Annotated in this window: 12 protein-coding genes; 7 read left to right on the plus strand and 5 right to left on the minus strand. The window is 68.9% G+C overall.

Annotation, left to right across the window (positions count from 1 at the left end; translation table 11 throughout):
* Window positions 1–26: 26 nt before the first annotated feature.
* Together ACWD4J_RS33165 and ACWD4J_RS33170 are read right to left on the minus strand one after the other, a co-directional pair.
* The gene (locus ACWD4J_RS33165) at window positions 27–2,831 is read right to left on the minus strand and encodes a family 78 glycoside hydrolase catalytic domain (protein ID WP_451399185.1); all 2,805 of its coding nucleotides are present in this window, start codon (window positions 2,829–2,831) and stop codon (window positions 27–29) included.
* 183 nt (window positions 2,832–3,014) lie between these two features.
* The gene (locus ACWD4J_RS33170; protein WP_451399186.1) at window positions 3,015–4,079 is read right to left on the minus strand and encodes a LacI family DNA-binding transcriptional regulator; all 1,065 of its coding nucleotides are present in this window, start codon (window positions 4,077–4,079) and stop codon (window positions 3,015–3,017) included.
* Window positions 4,080–4,429: 350 nt separating this feature from the next.
* Here ACWD4J_RS33170 and ACWD4J_RS33175 point away from each other — a divergent pair, with 350 nt between their 5' ends.
* From ACWD4J_RS33175 to ACWD4J_RS33195, 5 genes are all read left to right on the plus strand, one after another.
* Window positions 4,430–5,755 (plus strand): ABC transporter substrate-binding protein, encoded by a 1,326-nt coding sequence (locus tag ACWD4J_RS33175; RefSeq protein WP_451399187.1) that lies wholly within the window; start codon window positions 4,430–4,432, stop codon window positions 5,753–5,755.
* Between the two features lie 67 nt (window positions 5,756–5,822).
* On the plus strand, window positions 5,823–6,755 hold the full coding sequence (locus tag ACWD4J_RS33180; protein WP_451399188.1) for a carbohydrate ABC transporter permease: 933 nt from the start codon (window positions 5,823–5,825) through the stop codon (window positions 6,753–6,755).
* The gene (locus ACWD4J_RS33185) at window positions 6,752–7,579 is read left to right on the plus strand and encodes a carbohydrate ABC transporter permease (protein WP_451399189.1); all 828 of its coding nucleotides are present in this window, start codon (window positions 6,752–6,754) and stop codon (window positions 7,577–7,579) included. Before ACWD4J_RS33180 ends, ACWD4J_RS33185 begins: the two co-directional genes overlap by 4 nt.
* Before the next feature lie 157 nt (window positions 7,580–7,736).
* Window positions 7,737–9,167, plus strand: coding sequence for a family 43 glycosylhydrolase (locus ACWD4J_RS33190; RefSeq protein WP_451399190.1), 1,431 nt, complete (start codon window positions 7,737–7,739; stop codon window positions 9,165–9,167).
* Between the two features lie 217 nt (window positions 9,168–9,384).
* Complete coding sequence (locus tag ACWD4J_RS33195; RefSeq protein WP_451399191.1) at window positions 9,385–10,206, plus strand: maleylpyruvate isomerase family mycothiol-dependent enzyme; 822 nt, start codon at window positions 9,385–9,387, stop codon at window positions 10,204–10,206.
* 54 nt (window positions 10,207–10,260) lie between these two features.
* On the opposite strand, the gene ACWD4J_RS33200 is transcribed toward ACWD4J_RS33195, so the two are convergent.
* On the minus strand, window positions 10,261–11,148 hold the full coding sequence (locus tag ACWD4J_RS33200; RefSeq protein WP_451399192.1) for a helix-turn-helix transcriptional regulator: 888 nt from the start codon (window positions 11,146–11,148) through the stop codon (window positions 10,261–10,263).
* A gap of 146 nt (window positions 11,149–11,294) precedes the next feature.
* Between ACWD4J_RS33200 and ACWD4J_RS33205 the strand changes: the two genes are divergently transcribed.
* Window positions 11,295–12,218, plus strand: a complete 924-nt coding sequence (locus ACWD4J_RS33205; protein ID WP_451399193.1) for an SDR family NAD(P)-dependent oxidoreductase — start codon at window positions 11,295–11,297, stop codon at window positions 12,216–12,218.
* Window positions 12,219–12,281: 63 nt separating this feature from the next.
* On the opposite strand, the gene ACWD4J_RS33210 is transcribed toward ACWD4J_RS33205, so the two are convergent.
* Window positions 12,282–14,582: an FdhF/YdeP family oxidoreductase gene (locus tag ACWD4J_RS33210; protein WP_451399194.1), complete on the minus strand. Its 2,301-nt coding sequence runs from the start codon at window positions 14,580–14,582 to the stop codon at window positions 12,282–12,284.
* A 254-nt stretch (window positions 14,583–14,836) separates the two neighbouring features.
* Here ACWD4J_RS33210 and ACWD4J_RS33215 point away from each other — a divergent pair, with 254 nt between their 5' ends.
* Window positions 14,837–15,751: a LysR family transcriptional regulator gene (locus tag ACWD4J_RS33215; RefSeq protein WP_451399195.1), complete on the plus strand. Its 915-nt coding sequence runs from the start codon at window positions 14,837–14,839 to the stop codon at window positions 15,749–15,751.
* Between the two features lie 81 nt (window positions 15,752–15,832).
* Here ACWD4J_RS33215 and ACWD4J_RS33220 read toward each other — a convergent pair whose 3' ends face one another.
* Complete coding sequence (locus ACWD4J_RS33220) at window positions 15,833–16,468, minus strand: TetR/AcrR family transcriptional regulator (protein WP_451399196.1); 636 nt, start codon at window positions 16,466–16,468, stop codon at window positions 15,833–15,835.
* Window positions 16,469–16,580 lie beyond the last annotated feature (112 nt).

The following is a 16,580-nucleotide window of genomic DNA, read 5'->3' on the forward strand; positions in this document are numbered from 1 at the left end:
AATTGGGTCAGCCGGCTTCGTGCGCGTCAGTCCGCCGTACCGTTCAGCAGGGTCTCGAGAGCGGCGGCCGCGTCGGCGCCGCCGTTTTCGAAGAGAACCTTGTTCAGCAGCGCGGGCAGTCGGCCGACCGGGATGTCCAGGAACGGCCCCAGCCTGCGGGCCAGTTGAGCGGAGTCGCCGCCCAGACCGTGCCGGGTCAGGATGCCGACCGTGCGCCCCCAGACCTCTGGATCGTCCATCAGGTCCCGGACGGTGACCACTTCGGATGCTGCCGAGGCGAGGCAGGGATCCTCGGTGGTCCAGGTGTGCGTGCCGTGGGCCACGGTCACCGGAGGCTGCCCGGAACCGGGCAGGTGGACGGAGGCCCGCGCTCCCGCGGGCACGACCACCGTGAGGTGGAAGCGCCCGTCGTCGCGGCGCCAGCTCACCGACGCCTCGCCGTACGGGGTGAGATGCACGGCCGCGGCGTGGGTGAGCGACCGGTCCGGCAGGGGGCGCACGCAGAGCTCGCGGTAGCCGGGTGCAGCCGGGGCCAGTCCCGCCACGGTGCGGTGCATCCAGTCGGCGACGGCTCCGAGCGCGTAGTGGTTGAAGGAGGTCATCTGGCCGGGGTTGACCGTGCCGTCGGGCAGCATGCTGTCCCAGCGCTCCCAGATGGTGGTGGCACCCATCGTCACGGGATACAGCCAGGAGGGGCAGCCCTTCTCCAGAAGCAGCCGGTGGGCGAGGTCCGGGCGTCCGGCGGCGGTGAGGGCATCGGTCATCAGCGGGGTGCCGACGAATCCGGTGGCGATTCTGAAGCCGTTCGTACGGACGAGGTCGGCGAGCCTGCGCCCGGCGGTCGCACGCTGCTGCGGGGTGGGCAGCAGGTTCCATTGCAGGGCCATGGCGTACGAGGTCGGTGAGTCGCCCAGGATCCGGCCCGCCGGGGTGACGAAGGCGCGGGCGAACGCCTCCCGGGTCGCGGCGGCCAGCGCGGAGTACCGGGCGGCGTCCTCGGAGCGGCCCAGTACTCCGGCCGTGCGGGCGACGACGTCGGCGCACCGGGCCAGGCACGCGGTGGCGACGACGTCCGGCGGCGTACGGGCGGCGAACGGGTCGTCCGGCGGCGCGGCAGGATCCAGCCAGTCGCCGAACTGGAAGCCGCCCGCCCACACACCGTCGGTCGTGAGTGAGGCGATCTTGTCGACCCATCGGCGAGCGCTCCCGAACTGCCGGCGGAGGATGCCGAGGTCGCCGTACCGCTCGTACAGCACCCAGGGCACCACCGGCGCCGCGTCGCCCCACGCCGCCGCGTTCGGAGCCTCGGTGTCCAGGACGTCGGGGATCACCCACGGCACCGCGCCGTCGGAGTGCTGGTCGGCGGCGAGGTCGGCGAGCCAGGAGGACAGGAAGCCCGCCGTGTCGAACAGGAAGGAGGCGGTGGGGGAGAAGACCTGGATGTCGCCGGTCCAGCCGAGCCGCTCGTCGCGCTGCGGGCAGTCCGTCGGTACGTCCAGGAAGTTGCCCCGTGTGCCCCGGACGACGTTCTCGTGGAACTGCTCGAGATCCGGGTCGGAGCAGGAGAACCAGCCCGTGCGGCGCAGGTCGCTGCCCACCACCACGGCCTGCACGTCCTCGGCCGTCAGGTCCGGCACACCGGTGACCTCGGCATAGCGGAATCCGTGGAAGGTGAGCGAGGGTTCGACGACGGCCTCGTCCGCATCGGCCAGGAGGTAGGTGTCGGTGGCGTCGGCCGTACGCAGCGGCCTGGTGCACAGCTCCTCGTTCTCGAGGACCTCGGCGTGCCGGACGGTGATCTCCGTGCCGCCCGCGGTGTCGCTGAGGCGCAGGCGGACCCAGCCGACGACGTTCTGTCCGAAGTCGACGAGGGTGCGGCCGGACGGCGACTGCCAGACCTTCAAGGCCGGCAGCACCTCGGTGACGCGTACGGGCGGGCCCTCGGGAGCGATGAGCCGGGCCAGGTCCGCCTCCTCGTCGGGAAGCACGTCCACCGGACCGTCGGCTTCGCCCGGCGTGAACCGCAGGTCGGTGCGCTGACCCTTGTAGAGGTCGTCGGCGATGATCCCGGTGTCCCGGGCCCGCCACTCCTCGTCGGTGCCGAAGACCTCCACCGAGCCGTCGGCATAGCGGACTTCGAGCTGCGCGAGCAGGGCCAGCCGGTCGCCGTACAGCGCGCGGGCGCCCCACCAACCGAGGTGGCCGCGGTACCAGCCGTTGCCGAGCATGACCGAAAGGGTGTTCTCGCCCTTCGTCAGCAGCGCGGTCACGTCGTGGGTCTGGTACCGCAGCCGGTGGCTGTAGCTGGTCCAGCCGGGGGCGAGGACCTCGTCGCCGATCCGGGTGCCGTTCAGGGACGCGGTGTAGACGCCGTGAGCGGTGGCGTACAGACGGGCCGAGACGGCATCCGCACGCAGCGCGAACGTCCGCACGACCTCGGGGGCGGATGCATCGAGGGTGCCGTGGGCGCGGGGGGTGATGAAGCGGGCGGTCCAGTCGTCGGGGTACAGCAGCCCCGTCTCCACGGCGGTGGGCGCACTCCAGTCGCTCCACCACTCCCCAGAGGCCACCCGGATCCGGACGCTGGCCCGCCGACGGGAGGGCAGGGGTTCGAACGGCCAGGGCACCAGGACCTGTTCAGACGAATCGACCCGTACCGTCGTGGCGCCGTCCAGTTCCACCTCGTATGCCGTCTGCCGCCACGCTGGGTCGTCGGTGCGGACCTGCCAGGACAGGCGCGGCTCGGGGGTGCCGATGCCGAGCGCGTCCTCCCGGTGCTCGAAGCGGATCGAGACCACCGTCGTGCCGGGTTCGGGACGGTTCAGGCTCATGCCCGCTCCTCGCTCCTGGGTCGTGTTGTGTGCAACGTTCTACGTTTGAAACGACTCAACCCTGAGATGGATATGTCTGGCACGTCAAGAGGGGCGGCGCGGGAAATCTGGCGGATCCGACGTTTGCCGCAGTCTCGGAGCGCGTTCGGGCGGTCGGCGCTCCTGCGCCGAGGGTGTGGGTGTTCAGGCGCGCGGCGGTGCGGTACTGCCGCGCGTCACCAGGTGCGGTGTCGAGGCCATGACGACCGCGCGGTCACGTCGGTTCTCGATCCGTTCCAGCAGCAGCCTGGCCGCGGTCTCGCCCATCATGGCGCCGGCCTGGTCGACGCTGGTCAGGCTCACCGGTGAGAGGGCGGCGACGGAGGTGTTGTTGTATCCGGCGATCGAGAGGTCCTCGGGGATGCGCAGGCCGAGTTCGGCGGCGGCGCGGAAGACTCCGGTCGCGGCGACGTCGGCGCCGGCGAAGATCGCGGTGGGCGGGCGCCGGGAGGTGAGCAGTTCCATGGCGCCCCGGTAGCCGCCCTCGTCGGAGTACCCGGAGTTCACCACGCGGGCCAGGTCCCCCAGGCCGTGCCGGGTCATCGCCTCGCGGTAGGCGGCCCGGACGTGGTGCTCGGGCCGCTGCTCCCACTGGCTGCCGCGCACGGTCGGATGCGAGATGTGGGCGATGTCCCGGTGTCCGAGGCCGACCAGATGGTCCACGACGAGGTCGACGCCGACGCCGTCCTGGTTGACCACGCAGTCGTACGCCGGCGAGGGGTCGTGGTGGCCGATCACCACTGTCGGCACGTCGGCCGCGATGCGCACGACCTCCGTGCGGGGAACGGCGGGAGCGATCAGGATCAGGCCGTCCATCTGCCGGTCCACCATGGCGTGGATCAGCTTCGTCTGGTCCACCAGCTCGGAGGAGCCGCTGGAGCCGATGAACAGCGCGTACTCGGTGCTCCGCAGCCGTGTGTCCACCCCCTCCAGGAGGTCGGCGTAGAAGGCGTTGCGGATGCTCGCGAGCAGGACGCCGATGGTGTAGGTGCGGCCCCGCATGCCGCGTGCGGCGGCGTGCGGGCGGTAGCCCAGGTCGGCCATGGCTGTCTGCACCCGCTCACGCATCGCCGGGCTCACCCCGTAGGCGTTGCGCAGCACCTTCGACACCGCCGAGGTGGACACGCCCGCGCTGCGCGCGACGTCGGTGATGGTGACCCTCTTCGAGCCGCCTGCCGGTTGCATTGGGGTGCCCACCTCCGTTGTCATGCTCTGCCCCATGTGGCGTTTCCGGAACGTTACTCGCAGATGGCTTGACGGCTTCGGCCTCTTCGCTTCAACCTTTGGGGCATCCCTTCGTGGAACGTTACACGAAAGACGATTGCATGACATGACAGGGGCTATCGGCTGCGGTTGCGTCATGGTCGGCCGCTCAGGGTGTCAGAGACGGTCGACCGCGACCAGAGGGTCCATAAGCCCTGGGCGAATCGTTATCGGTTCTGCCTCCTCTCACTTGAAAGCCGCTTGGGAATACGGGTTCCCTCTCGGCCCTCCTCGCCCACGCTCGCGCACACCCGTTGATTGAATCGATTCATACCTGTCTGAACGAAGGAACGCCAATGAGGTCAACCACTCTCACCAAGAGAAGGGCGGCCGTCGTCGCAGCCGCCGTTCTGCCGCTCCTGCTCAGCGCCTGCGGCGCCGGTTCCCTCGGCTCGTCCAGCGGGGACGGCAGTGCGACGACAATCAAGCTGCTCGTCGACAACGCGCCCGACAACCTCCAGGCCGCCAAGCAACTGGTCAAGGACTTCGAGGCCGAGAATCCGAAGATCAGGGTCAGCGTGGAGACGCGCCCCGGTGGAACCGACGGCGACAACCTCATCAAGACGCGGCTCCAGACGGGCAGCATGGACGACGTCTTCTCGTACAACACCGGTTCGCTGTTCCAGCAGATCGACCCGGCGAAAAACCTCGCGCCGATCACCCAGGACCCGTACGTCAAGAACCTCGCCACATCGTTCCTGCCGCAGGTCACGATCGACAACCAGACCTACGGCGTCCCCTTCGGTTCGGCTCTGGGGGGCGGTGTTCTCTACAACAAGAAGGTCTACGCCAAGCTCGGCCTGACGGTGCCGAAGACCTGGGCGCAGTTCATCGACAACAGCAAGAAGATCAAGGCCGCGGCCATCGCCCCGGTCATCCAGACCTACCAGGACACCTGGACCTCCCAGCTCTTCGTCCTGGGCGACTTCCACAACGTGGCCGCCGCGGAACCGGACTTCGCGAAGAAGTACACGGCCGACAAGGCGAAGTTCGCCACCGACCCGAACGCGATCAAGGGCTTCCAGCACCTGGAGCAGGTCCACGACCTGAAGCTGGAAAACTCCGACTACGCGTCGGCCACCCTCGTCAAGGGCCTGCAGATGCTGGCCACCGGCAAGGGCGCCCAGTACCCGATGCTCTCCACCGTCATCGGTGCGATCAAGACGAGCAACCCGGACCAGCTCAACGACATCGGCTTCTTCGCCCTGCCCGGTGACAACGCCTCCACGAACGGCCTGACGGCGTGGTTCCCGAACGCCTTCTACGTCCCGAAGTCCACCACCGGGGACAAGCTCACCGCGGCTCGGAAGTTCCTCGCGTACGCCGCGAGCCCGGCCGGCTGCGCCTCCCAGGGCAAAGCGTCGACGCCGACCGGCCCCTACCTGGTGAAGGGATGCACCCTGCCGTCGGACGTGCCGACGATCACCAAGGACGTCGCGGCGTACTTCACGAAGGACGACGAGAGCCCGGCGCTGGAGTTCCTCTCGCCGGTCAAGGGCCCGAACCTCGAGCAGATCTGCGTACAGGTCGGATCGGGGATCTCCAGCGCCAGGTCCGGTGCGGCCCAGTACGACAAGGACGTCAAGAAGCAGGCTCAGCAGCTCGGGCTGTCGGGCTGGTAGGACACCGAACCCAGTGCCTCCCCGGCCCCGGCACGGGTGCGGGGAGGCTCCCGAGAGAGGTCGACCGATGACCACAGTTGCACCGACCGAGCCACCGACGGCCAAGGCGCTGAAAGCGGCAATCAGAACGCGTCGGTCCGCCAAGATGCAGAGCGCCTATCCCACCTGGTTCTACTTGCCGGCGGCGGTGATCTACGGGACCTTGTTCCTCGTCCCGACCTTTGCGTCCTTCTACTTCAGCCTGACCAGGTGGACCATCTTCAAGTCGGCCTTCATCGGGCTGGACAACTTCACCGAGTTCTTCCAGGAGCCCGCCCTCGTCAAGGGCTTCGTCAACACCTTCATCTACGCGGTCGTCACCTCGGGCCTCAAGGTGATCCTCGGCCTTCTCCTGGGGATCCTGCTGACCAGCCAGATCCGCGCCCGCGGCTATCTGCGCTCGGTGGTGTTCTTCCCCGTCCTGGTCAGCACCGTCGGCGTCGGCATCACCTTCACCGCGTTCATGGATCCCTCGTACGGCGTGATCAACAAGACCCTCGCGGCTGTCGGGATCCACGGCCCGGGATGGCTCACGGACCCCTCGCTCGCGCTGTTGTCGGTGGCCCTCGTCGACGTCTGGAAAGGCGTCGGCCTGGCCACCGTCATCTACATCGCCGGCATCGTGTCCATCCCGCACGACTACTACGAGGCGGCGAAGATCGACGGCGCGGGCCCGTGGCAGCTCTTCCGCAGCGTCATCCTTCCGCTGAGCTGGCCGGCGACGTCGACCGTCGTCATCCTCTCGCTCATCGGCGGCCTGCGGTCCTTCGACCTCATCTGGGCGATGACGCGCGGCGGTCCGGGCTTCAGTTCCGACGTGGTCGCCTCCGTCATCTACAAGCAGTACCAGGCGGGTTTCTACGGCCTGTCCACCGCCGGAAACGTCGTCCTGTTCCTTGTCGTGACGGCGATCGTCGTCCCGCTGGCCCGGTTCCTCGCCCGCAAGGAGGTCGAGCGATGAAGAACGCCACCCGTACCTGGCTCGGCGTCCTGTCGGTCGCTGTCAGTGTCGTCGTGTTCGTCATCCCGTTCGCGTTCATCGTGCTCACGGCCGTGAAGGACCCCCAGCAGGCCGCTCGGCTCGACTTCTCCTGGCCACGCCACTTCCAACTGGTGGACAACTTCGTCCAGGTGCTGGAGGCGCGGGACTACATCCTCATCATCGCGTTCATCAACAGCGTGATTCTGACCGTCGCCAGTGTCGCCGGACTCGTCGTGCTCGGCGCCATGGTCGCCTTCGTACTGCAGCGGCGGGTCACCCGCTGGACGGGATTGATCAACCTCCTGGTCCTGTCCGGCTTGATCATCCCGCCGGCCGTGGTGCCGACGATCTGGGTCCTGCAGAAGGCGGGCCTGTTCGGCACCCTCCCCGGGCTGATACTCGTGGAGATCGCGTTCGGTCTGTCCTTCTCCGTCCTGCTGTTCCGCGCCTTCATGGCCACCATCCCGCGCGAACTCGACGAAGCCGCCATCATCGACGGGGCGTCACCACTACGGCTCTTCTTCCGGGTCGTCTTCCCGATGCTGCGGTCGGTCATCGTGACGGTGATCGTCGTGCAGTCGGTCGCCGTCTTCAACGACTTCACCAACCCTCTGTACTTCCTGCCCGGCGAACAGAACGCCACCGTCCAGCTGACGCTGTTCAACTTCCAGAGTCAGTACAACACCAGCTACAACCTGCTCTTCATGGACATCCTGCTCATCACGATCCCGCCGCTGATCATGTTCCTGTTCTTCAACCGGCAGATCGTGGCGGGCATGACGGCCGGAGCGGTCAAGGGCTAGTGGGACCGCCGGGCGCTCCTCTCGGTCCGGCCTGCGTCCGCGCACCATCCGCTCCCCGATGGGCTCGATGCGGGACGAAGCGCTGCCCGAAAGGGTCGTCGCCCACACGGGGGAGAGCTGATCCCCTCCCATCCACATCGACACGCAGGAGTCACGCATGGACGTCCACCACCACCCGGAGCCGCGCCCCGCGATGCGCGCAAGACGCGGTCGCCCCACACCCGCCGCGGTCCTGGTCGCCTTCCTGACCGTCCTCGGCCTGGTCACCGCCTCCCCCGCACAGGCGCTCAGCGGTGACATCCGCATGCACGACCCGAGCGTCATCAAGGTGGGAAGCTGCTACTACGGTTTCTCCACCGGGTTCGAGAACGACCCGCTCAACCCCAGCGGATCCATCACCATCCGCAAGACGTGCAGCGGCACCGCGGCATCCGGATGGACGAAGGTGGGGAACGTCTGGGAGTCGACCCCGTCCTGGATCACCAGCAAGCTCGGCTCGACCCCGCCGAACATCTGGGCTCCGGACATCAAGTACTTCAACGGCACTTATCACCTGTACTACGCCGGTTCGCTCTGGGGCACGAGGTACGCGGTGATGGGCCTCGCCACCGCCACGAACATCGAGGGCCCGTGGACCGACCAGGGCATGATCACGGACGTCGACTACCCGATCGATCCCAACGTCGACTGGGGCCCCGACGGCCGGCTGTACATCTCCTGGGGCTCCTGGACCGGCAGCGGCACCTACATGCACGTCCTGGACGCCGCCACCGGCAAGCTGTCCACCACCGACAACAACCTCTGGCACATCGCCGTCGGCATCGAGAACCCGACGATCATCCTCAACGGCGGCTACTACTACCTCTTCGGTTCCAAGGGCACCTGTTGCAGCGGGGTCAACAGCACCTACTACACGGTGGTGGGCCGGTCCACCAGCATCACGGGACCGTACCTCGACCAGAACGGCACGGACATGGCCTCCGGCGGCGGGACCACCGTCCTCACCGGCGCCTACCCCAAGGTGGCCGCCGGCGGGGCCGATGCCTACGACGACGGCACGTCCAAGTTCCTCGCCTACCACTACTACGACGGCGACAACTCCGGGCAGGAGACCCTCGACATCCGTCAGGTGACCTTCGCCGACGGCTGGCCTGTCATCGCCGGTCCGCTCGGGTCGGCGAACAACCACCTGCTGAACCGGAACAGCGCAAAGTGCGCGGACGTCTGGTTCCTGAGTACGGCGGACGGGGCAGCGGTGAACTCCGGGAACTGCAACTCCGGGGCCAACCAGCAATGGATGCCCACCGCCGTCGGCACCGACTACGAGCTGGTCAACGTCAACAGCGGCAAGTGCCTGCAGATCTCCGGCGCCTCCACCGCGGACGGCGCGGTGGCCGTCCAGGCAACGTGCACCGGGGCCTCGCACCAGCTGTGGACGAGGACTTCGGTGATCGGCGGGTACGTGACCTTCACCAACGTCAACAGCGGCAAGTGCCTCGAGGTCGCGGGGGCGTCGACCGCCAATGGCGCGGCCCTGGACCAGTCGACCTGCACAGCGGGCGTGAACCAGCAGTGGATGGTCGTCTGAGACGACAGATTTGATCAAATGCCCTCTTATGGGACAGCGCCTGCGACATCGTCTGCGGCGGCCCGCCTGGATCCCACTGCCGCGGCATGTGTGAAGGCACTCGCACAAGTCTTGCCGTAGCCCCCGTCGCCTGATTGTGTACCGCGGGCGATCCCGAGCGGGGTCGCCGTCGGGCTGCGGGATCCGCTGCGGGTACGACGTTGATGATGGGAGAGGCGTGACGTCAGTGGCTGGGCAGGAAGCACGAGGAACTCTGCCTGAAGGGCTCGGCGCCGCGATACGCGACACTGCCGAGGAAATAGCCGTGCTGCTGCGGGGGGTTGCCGACACGAGTGTTCCGGTTCCCGGCTCGACGTGGAGTGTCGGAGAGGCGGCAGCGCATCTGGCGCAGGCCAATGAGCTGATGGCCGATATCGTCGCAGGGCGCGAGCGCAGTCACGGCGACGGCACCCCGCAGAGCCTGGCGGCGGCCAATGAACGCGTGCTCGCCGAGTTCGAAGAGCGCGAGGCCGATCCGCTGGCCGAGATGATCGTGGGGGAGGCTGCAGCGTTCCTCAAGGCGGTGGACCAGGGCGCGACGGAGAGGTCCCTGGCCACCCCGCTGGGCACGATGAGCCCGGCCGTACTGGGCTCTTACCTGCTGACGCACATGCTCGGCCACGGCTACGACCTCGCTCGCGCGCTGGGTCGTCCGCACATGATCGACCGCGCCCGGGTCGAGCTGACCCTGCCCTTCATGATCACGGCCATGCCGCGGGTGGTCGACATCGCTGCCGCGGCTCAGCTGACCGCCCGCTACACGATCCGCCTGTGGGGCGGCGCCCGCTTCGGCGTGACCTTCACCAACGGCGCCGCAGCCGTGAGCCCGCAGCCGCCGGGCCGCCCGGACTGCACCATCCTCATCGAGTCGGTCACCTTTCTGCTCATGGCGCTCGGCCGCCGCGAGCCGTGGGGCGCCATTGCACAGGGCCGCGTCCTCGCCTGGGGCCGCAAGCCCTGGCTCGCTCCCCGCTTCCCGACACTCTTCACCGCGCCCTGAATTCAACCGGTGCTGCGTATATGCCACATCACGGGCGGACGACGGTCTTGGTGGTCAGGCGGGCGGAGGCGATGCGGGTCGTGGCAGCGCGGTGGCGGGACGGCCGCCTGTGACGCGCAGGAGGTCGAGTTTTCCCGCGTCGGTGCTTCCGGCGGCTGCCGTGTAGGTGACCATGCGCAGGTCAGCGCCCGGCACGATCAGGACATCGCAGTCGAGCAGGATGTCGCCGATCTGCGGATGCTGAAGTGTTTTCTGGTCGGTCGTGTGCTGGGCCGCCGCCCCCGTGTCCCAGTAGTGGGCGAAGACCTCGGATACGTCACGGAGTTCCTGCACCAGACGGTCGAGCGGGGCGTCCGCGGGATAGCGGGAGGCGGCGTCTTTCAGATCGGCGACGATCGACGCCGCGAAGGCGTCCTTTCCGCGCTCGGACCGGAAGGGAAGCAGGGCGGCGTGGGCGGCGCCGTTGCCGAAAACAGCTCGCGCAAGGTTTCTCTCGGTGAGCGGGAGCACGGCGGGGTCGCCGTGCAGGGCGCTCCACATGGTGTTCCACCACACCAACGTCCAGTCGGCGGTGAACACCCCGATCGGGACGTCTCCCAGGCGCGCGGCGAGCCGTTGGATGCCCGGGGGCACATGGGTGCTGACCGTCCCGTCGCGTGGCGGCAGGAGCGCGGCGGTCCGGTACAGCTGGTCGCGTTCGGCCCGGGAGAGCTGAAGGGCCCGGGCGAGGGCGCCGACGACCTGGGCCGAGGGGTTCCTCGCCCGCCCCTGTTCCAGGCGCAGGACGTAGTCGACCGAGAGCCCGGCCAGCTGCGCGAGCTCCTCACGGCGCAGTCCCGGCGCACGGCGCCCGGCGGTCACGGTGAAGCCGGCGTCGGCCGGGGAGAGCCGGTCGCGCCAGGTCCGCAGGAGTGCGCCGAAACCCAAGTGAGAGGCAGACATGGGTCGATTCTCGCCTCTGGGCGCCGGACGAGCCTGGGTACTGCTGGTCCTAGTGACGGGCACGGCACTGGCTCACGCCGGCGGCAGCGGCGAGCGTAGGGGTGCGCCCGGCCGGGCGCCTTGGCTGACCGGTGAAGGAGCTTGCCATGCAGCACACCATCGTCATGACGGGCGCGAGCGGCGGCATCGGCCGCGTCGCCGCGGAGCGCATCCTGCGCCAGTCGCCGGACACGCATCTCCTCGTCGTCGCCCGCGGGGCCGATGGGGCGCGGCTGTCCGCAGAGCTCGCTGGGGGAGGGAAGGTGGTCTCGCATGCCGAGGCGGACCTCGGTTCGCTCACCAGCGTCCGGTCGGCAGTCGCGGAGATCCGGGACCGGCTGGATCGCGGTGAACTGCCGCCGCTGCGCGGCTTCGTGGGCAATGTGGGCATGCAGTACACCAACGCACTGACCGAGGGGCCCGACGGTTTCGAGGCCACCTTCACGGTCAACGTGCTCGCCAACCACGTGTTCGTGCGCACGCTACAGGACCGCTTCACCGCCCCCGCCCGGATCGTCATCACCGTCAGCGACACCCACTTCGGTGACTTCAAGCACAACATGGGCATGGTGCCCGGCCCGGCCTGGCGCTCCCCGGACGTCCTCGCCCGCACCGGCGCCTTCCCCGAGCCGCACACCACAGCCGGCGGCCGTACGGCGTACTCGACGAGCAAGCTGGCCGCCATCTATCTCGTCCACGAGTACGCGCGCCGCCTGCCGGCCGGGATCGACGCCGTCGCCTACAACCCGGGGTTCGTCCCCGGCACCGGCCTCGCCCGCAACGCAGACCCCGTCTCGCGGTTCATGATGCGCCGGATCCTGCCGGTGATGACCCTCACCCCCTTCGCGACCAGCCGCAGCGCCGCAGGGCGCCACCTCGCTGATGTCGTCCTCGGTACGACCAAGGCACCGACCGGCTCGTACGTCGACCGCGGCCGTCCGGCCCGGTCCTCCGAAGAGTCGTACGATTCGCAGCGCGAAGGCCGGCTGTGGGAGGCCGCCGAACGGTTCACCACGGCGTACGCGGAGTGATCCGTGAACCCTTCGGCCGGGCCTGAAGCCGGTACCGCAACGTTCCGCGTCCTCTTCAGCGCATCACGCCGGTGCCCGCTCCGCAGCCCGCTCCAGACGGACGATCACGCTCTTGGACGTCGGGGTGTTGCTGATGTCCGCGACGCTGTCGAGCGGCACCAGGACGTTGGTCTCCGGGTAGTAGGCGGCGGCCGAACCCGGGGGAGTGGGGTAGCCGACGACGCGGAAGGCGTCCGCGCGGCGCTCGCAGCCGTCGGACCAGATGCTGATCAGGTCGACGAGGCTGCCGTCCGCGAGGCCGAGGTCGGCGAGGTCGGCCGGGTTCACGAGGACGACGCGTCGGCCGCCCTTGATGCCCCGGTAACGGTCGTCCATCGCGTAGGGGATGGTGTTCCACTGATCGTGCGACCGCAGGGTCTGCAGGACCAGGTGGCCCTTGGGGGCCTGGAGCATGGTGAAGTCGTTGACGCTGAAGACGGCCTTGCCGCCGGGCGTGCGGAACACCCGGGAGTTCACCGGGTTGGGCAGGCGGAAGCCGCCGGGCTGCCGTACCCGCTCGTTGAAGTCCTGGAAGCCGTCGACGACCCGGGCGATACGGTCGCGGACGAGGTCGTAGTCGGCCTCGAAGCCCGCCCAGGGGATGTCCGGTTCGGAGCCCAGGACCTTCCGGGCGAGACGGGTGATGATGGACACCTCGCTGAGCAGGTGCGGGGACGCGGGGGCGAGGCGGCCACGGGTGGCGTGGACCTCGCTCATGGAGTCCTCGACCGTCATGAACTGCTCTCCGCCCGCCTGGACGTCACGGTCGCTGCGGCCGAGCGTGGGCAGGATCAGCGCGGTGCGCCCGCACACCGCGTGGGACCGGTTGAGCTTGGTCGAAATGTGCGCGGTCAGGCGGCAGTTACGCAGGGCGTGCTCGGTGACGTCGCTGTCGGGAGTCGCCCGGACGAAGTTGCCCGCGACGCCGATGAAGACCTTGGCGTGCCCGTCGCGCATGGCCCGGATGGAGTCGACGGAGTCCAGGCCGTGTGCCGTCGGCGCGGTGAAGTGGAACTCCTGTCCAAGGCGGTCCAGGAACGGCTGGGGCATCCGCTCCCAGATGCCCATCGTGCGGTCGCCCTGGACGTTGCTGTGCCCACGGACCGGGCACACGCCCGCGCCCGGGCGGCCGATGTTGCCGCGCAGCAGAAGGAAGTTGACGACCTCCCGGATGGTGGGCACGCCGTGCTTGTGCTGGGTCAGCCCCATGGCCCAGCAGACGATGACGCTGCGGCTCGCCAGCACCCGCTCGTGCACCTGCTCGATCTCGTCCCGGCTCAGCCCGGTGGCCTCCAGGACGGCATCCCACGACGTGCCGCGGATGTGCTCGGCGAAGGCGTCGTAGCCCGTGGTGTGCGCCTCGATGAACTCGCGGTCCAGGACGGTGCCCGGTTCCTTGTCCTCCGCCTCGAGCAGCAGCAGGTTCAGCGCCTGGAACAGGGCGAGGTCGCCCCCGGGCCGTATCTGCAGGAACTGGTCGGCGATGTCCGTGCCGCGGCCGATGACACCGCGCGCCTTCTGCGGATGCTTGAAGCGGAGCAGCCCCGCCTCCGGCAGCGGGTTGACGGCGACGACATGGCCGCCGCGGCGCTTGGTCTCCTCGAGTGCGGACAGCATGCGCGGGTGGTTGGTGCCCGGGTTCTGCCCGACGACGAAGACGAGGTCGGCGTTGTAGAGGTCGTCGAGGCTGACGCTGCCCTTGCCGATGCCCAGGGTCTCGTTCAGCGCCGAACCGCTGGACTCGTGGCACATGTTGGAGCAGTCCGGCAGGTTGTTGGTGCCGAAGGCCCGCGCGAACAGCTGCAGCAAGAAGGCCGGTTCGTTGGCCAGACGCCCGGAGGTGTAGAACAGCGCCTCGTCCGGGTGGTCCAGGGCACGCAGTTCGCCGGCCAGGAGGTCCAGTGCCTCGTCCCAGCCGATCGGCTCGTAGTGGGTCGCACCCTCGCGCAGCACCATCGGCTCGGTCAGCCGGCCCTGCTGGTTGAGCCAGTAGTCGGACCTGCGGCTCAGCTCGTCGACGGAGTGCTGCTGGAAGAAGTCGGCGGTCACCCGCCGCGAGGTGGCCTCGTCGCTGATGTGCTTGGCGCCGTTCTCGCAGTACTCGTTGCGGTGCCGCCGGTCCGGCGCGGGCTCGGGCCAGGCGCAGCCCGGGCAGTCGAAGCCCTTGGCCTGGTTGATGTTGAGCAGGGTCAGCGCCGTGCGCTTCGGCGACGTCTGGTCCAGCGCGTACTTCAGGGCGTGGACGACCGCGGGAGCGCCGGTGGCCCACGTCTTGGGAGCCGACACCGACAGCTCGTCCTCATCCGGTTCGTCGAAGTCCCGCACTGAGCACCACGTCCTCTCCGTCCAGGGCGGCGAGCCCGCTCGGCGACCTCCAGCGCGCCCAGGAACGGGACAGCCCGCGCGTCTCGGACACGCGCGGGCGGGACCTGTCTCACCGACCGTTCGCACGACACTCTTCGTCAGGGGGCAGGGCCGGGTCAAAGCGGAAGTTCCTATCGTCTGACAGGCCACACCGATCAGTGCTGCGTGACCGAGCCCAGCAGCGCCGGACGACGGGCGCGGGGGATCATTGAGGTGTGCTGCTGCGTCAACTCGAGTACCTCGTCGCCCTCGCCCGCGCCCGTCACTTCGCGAAGGCGGCGCAGGCCTGCTACGTCTCCCAGCCGACCCTGTCCGAGGGCATCCGGAAACTGGAGGACGAGCTCGGCATCCCCCTGGTCCAGCGGGGGCGCAGGTTCGACGGCTTCACGCCGGAGGGCGAGCGGGTCGTCCTGTGGGCCCAGCGCATCCTTGCCGACCGGGACGCGATGCAGGGCGAGATCCAGGCACTGCGGGCCGGGCTGAGCGGCCGGCTGCGGATCGGGACCGTCCCGACCGCCTCCACGGCGGTCGCGCTGCTGACCCAGCCGTTCTGCGCCGCCAACCCGCTGGCGACCGTCCAGGTGTTCGCAGACCTGCAGGCCGAGGACATCGTCAACCGCCTGAGGACGTACGAACTGGACGCCGCCGTGACCTACCACAGCACCGTCGTGGAACACGACTTCAAGTTCGTCCCGCTCTACCAGGAACGCTACGTCCTCCTGACCGGGCGCTCCGCCCCCGGCTCCGGCCCGGCGGAGATCTCCTGGGAGGAGGCGGCTCAGTACCCCCTCTGCCTGTTGCACCCCATGATGCAGGGGCGCCAGGTCCTCGACGCGGTGTTCGAGGCCGTGGGCGTCTCCGTGACCCCGCGGGTGGAGACCGACTCGATCGCCTCCCTGTTCGCGCAGGTCAGGGCCGGTCAATGGGCGAGCATCGTGCCGCACGCCTGGCTGCACGTCTTCGGCGTCCCCGCCGGTATGCACGCCGTTCCCCTGGTCCGTCCGGTCCGCACGGAGCGCATCGGCCTGGTGCTCCCGGCGCGCGAGCCCGTCTCCGTGATCGGACAGGCGCTGATCGACGTCGTCGACCGGGCCGGTATCTCCACGACGCTGGAACGGCTCCCGGATTAGGTCGCGCGGTTCGTCGCCGTACGCCGGAGGAGTACGTAGTGGCCTCGGCGTGGTAATGGTCGTCTTTGTGGCGCCGTCTCCTCAGCCCAGTTCGGGCAGCGGACGCCGGGCGACCTCGTGGGCGTCCTCCGGTGGAACGCCCAGCATGCGCAGGACCATCTCGGCCAGGTTCGTCGCGGCCTCGTCGCCGTCCAGGTCGGGGCGGGCGAACCTCAGTTCCACCAGGGACAGCAGGGTCCCGCCCAGTGCGGACAGGGCGACGACCGGCTCGACGGCGGTGAAGCGGCCGGAGGCGAAGCCGACCTGAAGATCGCGCAGCGCCCGGGAGACCAGACCGTTGTCCGAGTGGAGGTAGCCGAGGCCCCGGCGGCGCAGCACCTGCATGAGCTCGGGGTGGGACTCGGCCATCCGGGCGCTGAGCCGGAAGCCGGCCGCGACGAGTTCCGCGGGGTCGTCGATCCCGCTGAGCCGCTCGTCGAAGGTCTGGCCGAACTCCTCCAGGGCGTCCACCACCGCTGCATCGAACAGCTCCGTCTTGGACTCGAAGTGGTTGTAGAAGGAGCCGAAGCCGACATCCGCGCGCTCGGCGATCGCCTGGATGCTGGCGCTGGTGTCCCCGGTCTCGGCGAGGATCTGCCGGGCGGCGCGGACGAGCGCGTTGCGGGTCTCGGCACGGCGTCGCTCGAACCGGTTGCTGGGCGGGGCTGACGTGGGCATGGGCCGAGTCTAGCCGCGCATCGGGGATCACTGCAGTTCTGATGAATCCCTCACTTTATTTCGGAGGAGCTATTGACGAGGTTTCTGTCAGAGATGATGATTTCATCATTAC

The sequence above is a fragment of the Streptomyces sp. NPDC002577 genome (assembly GCF_053594815.1).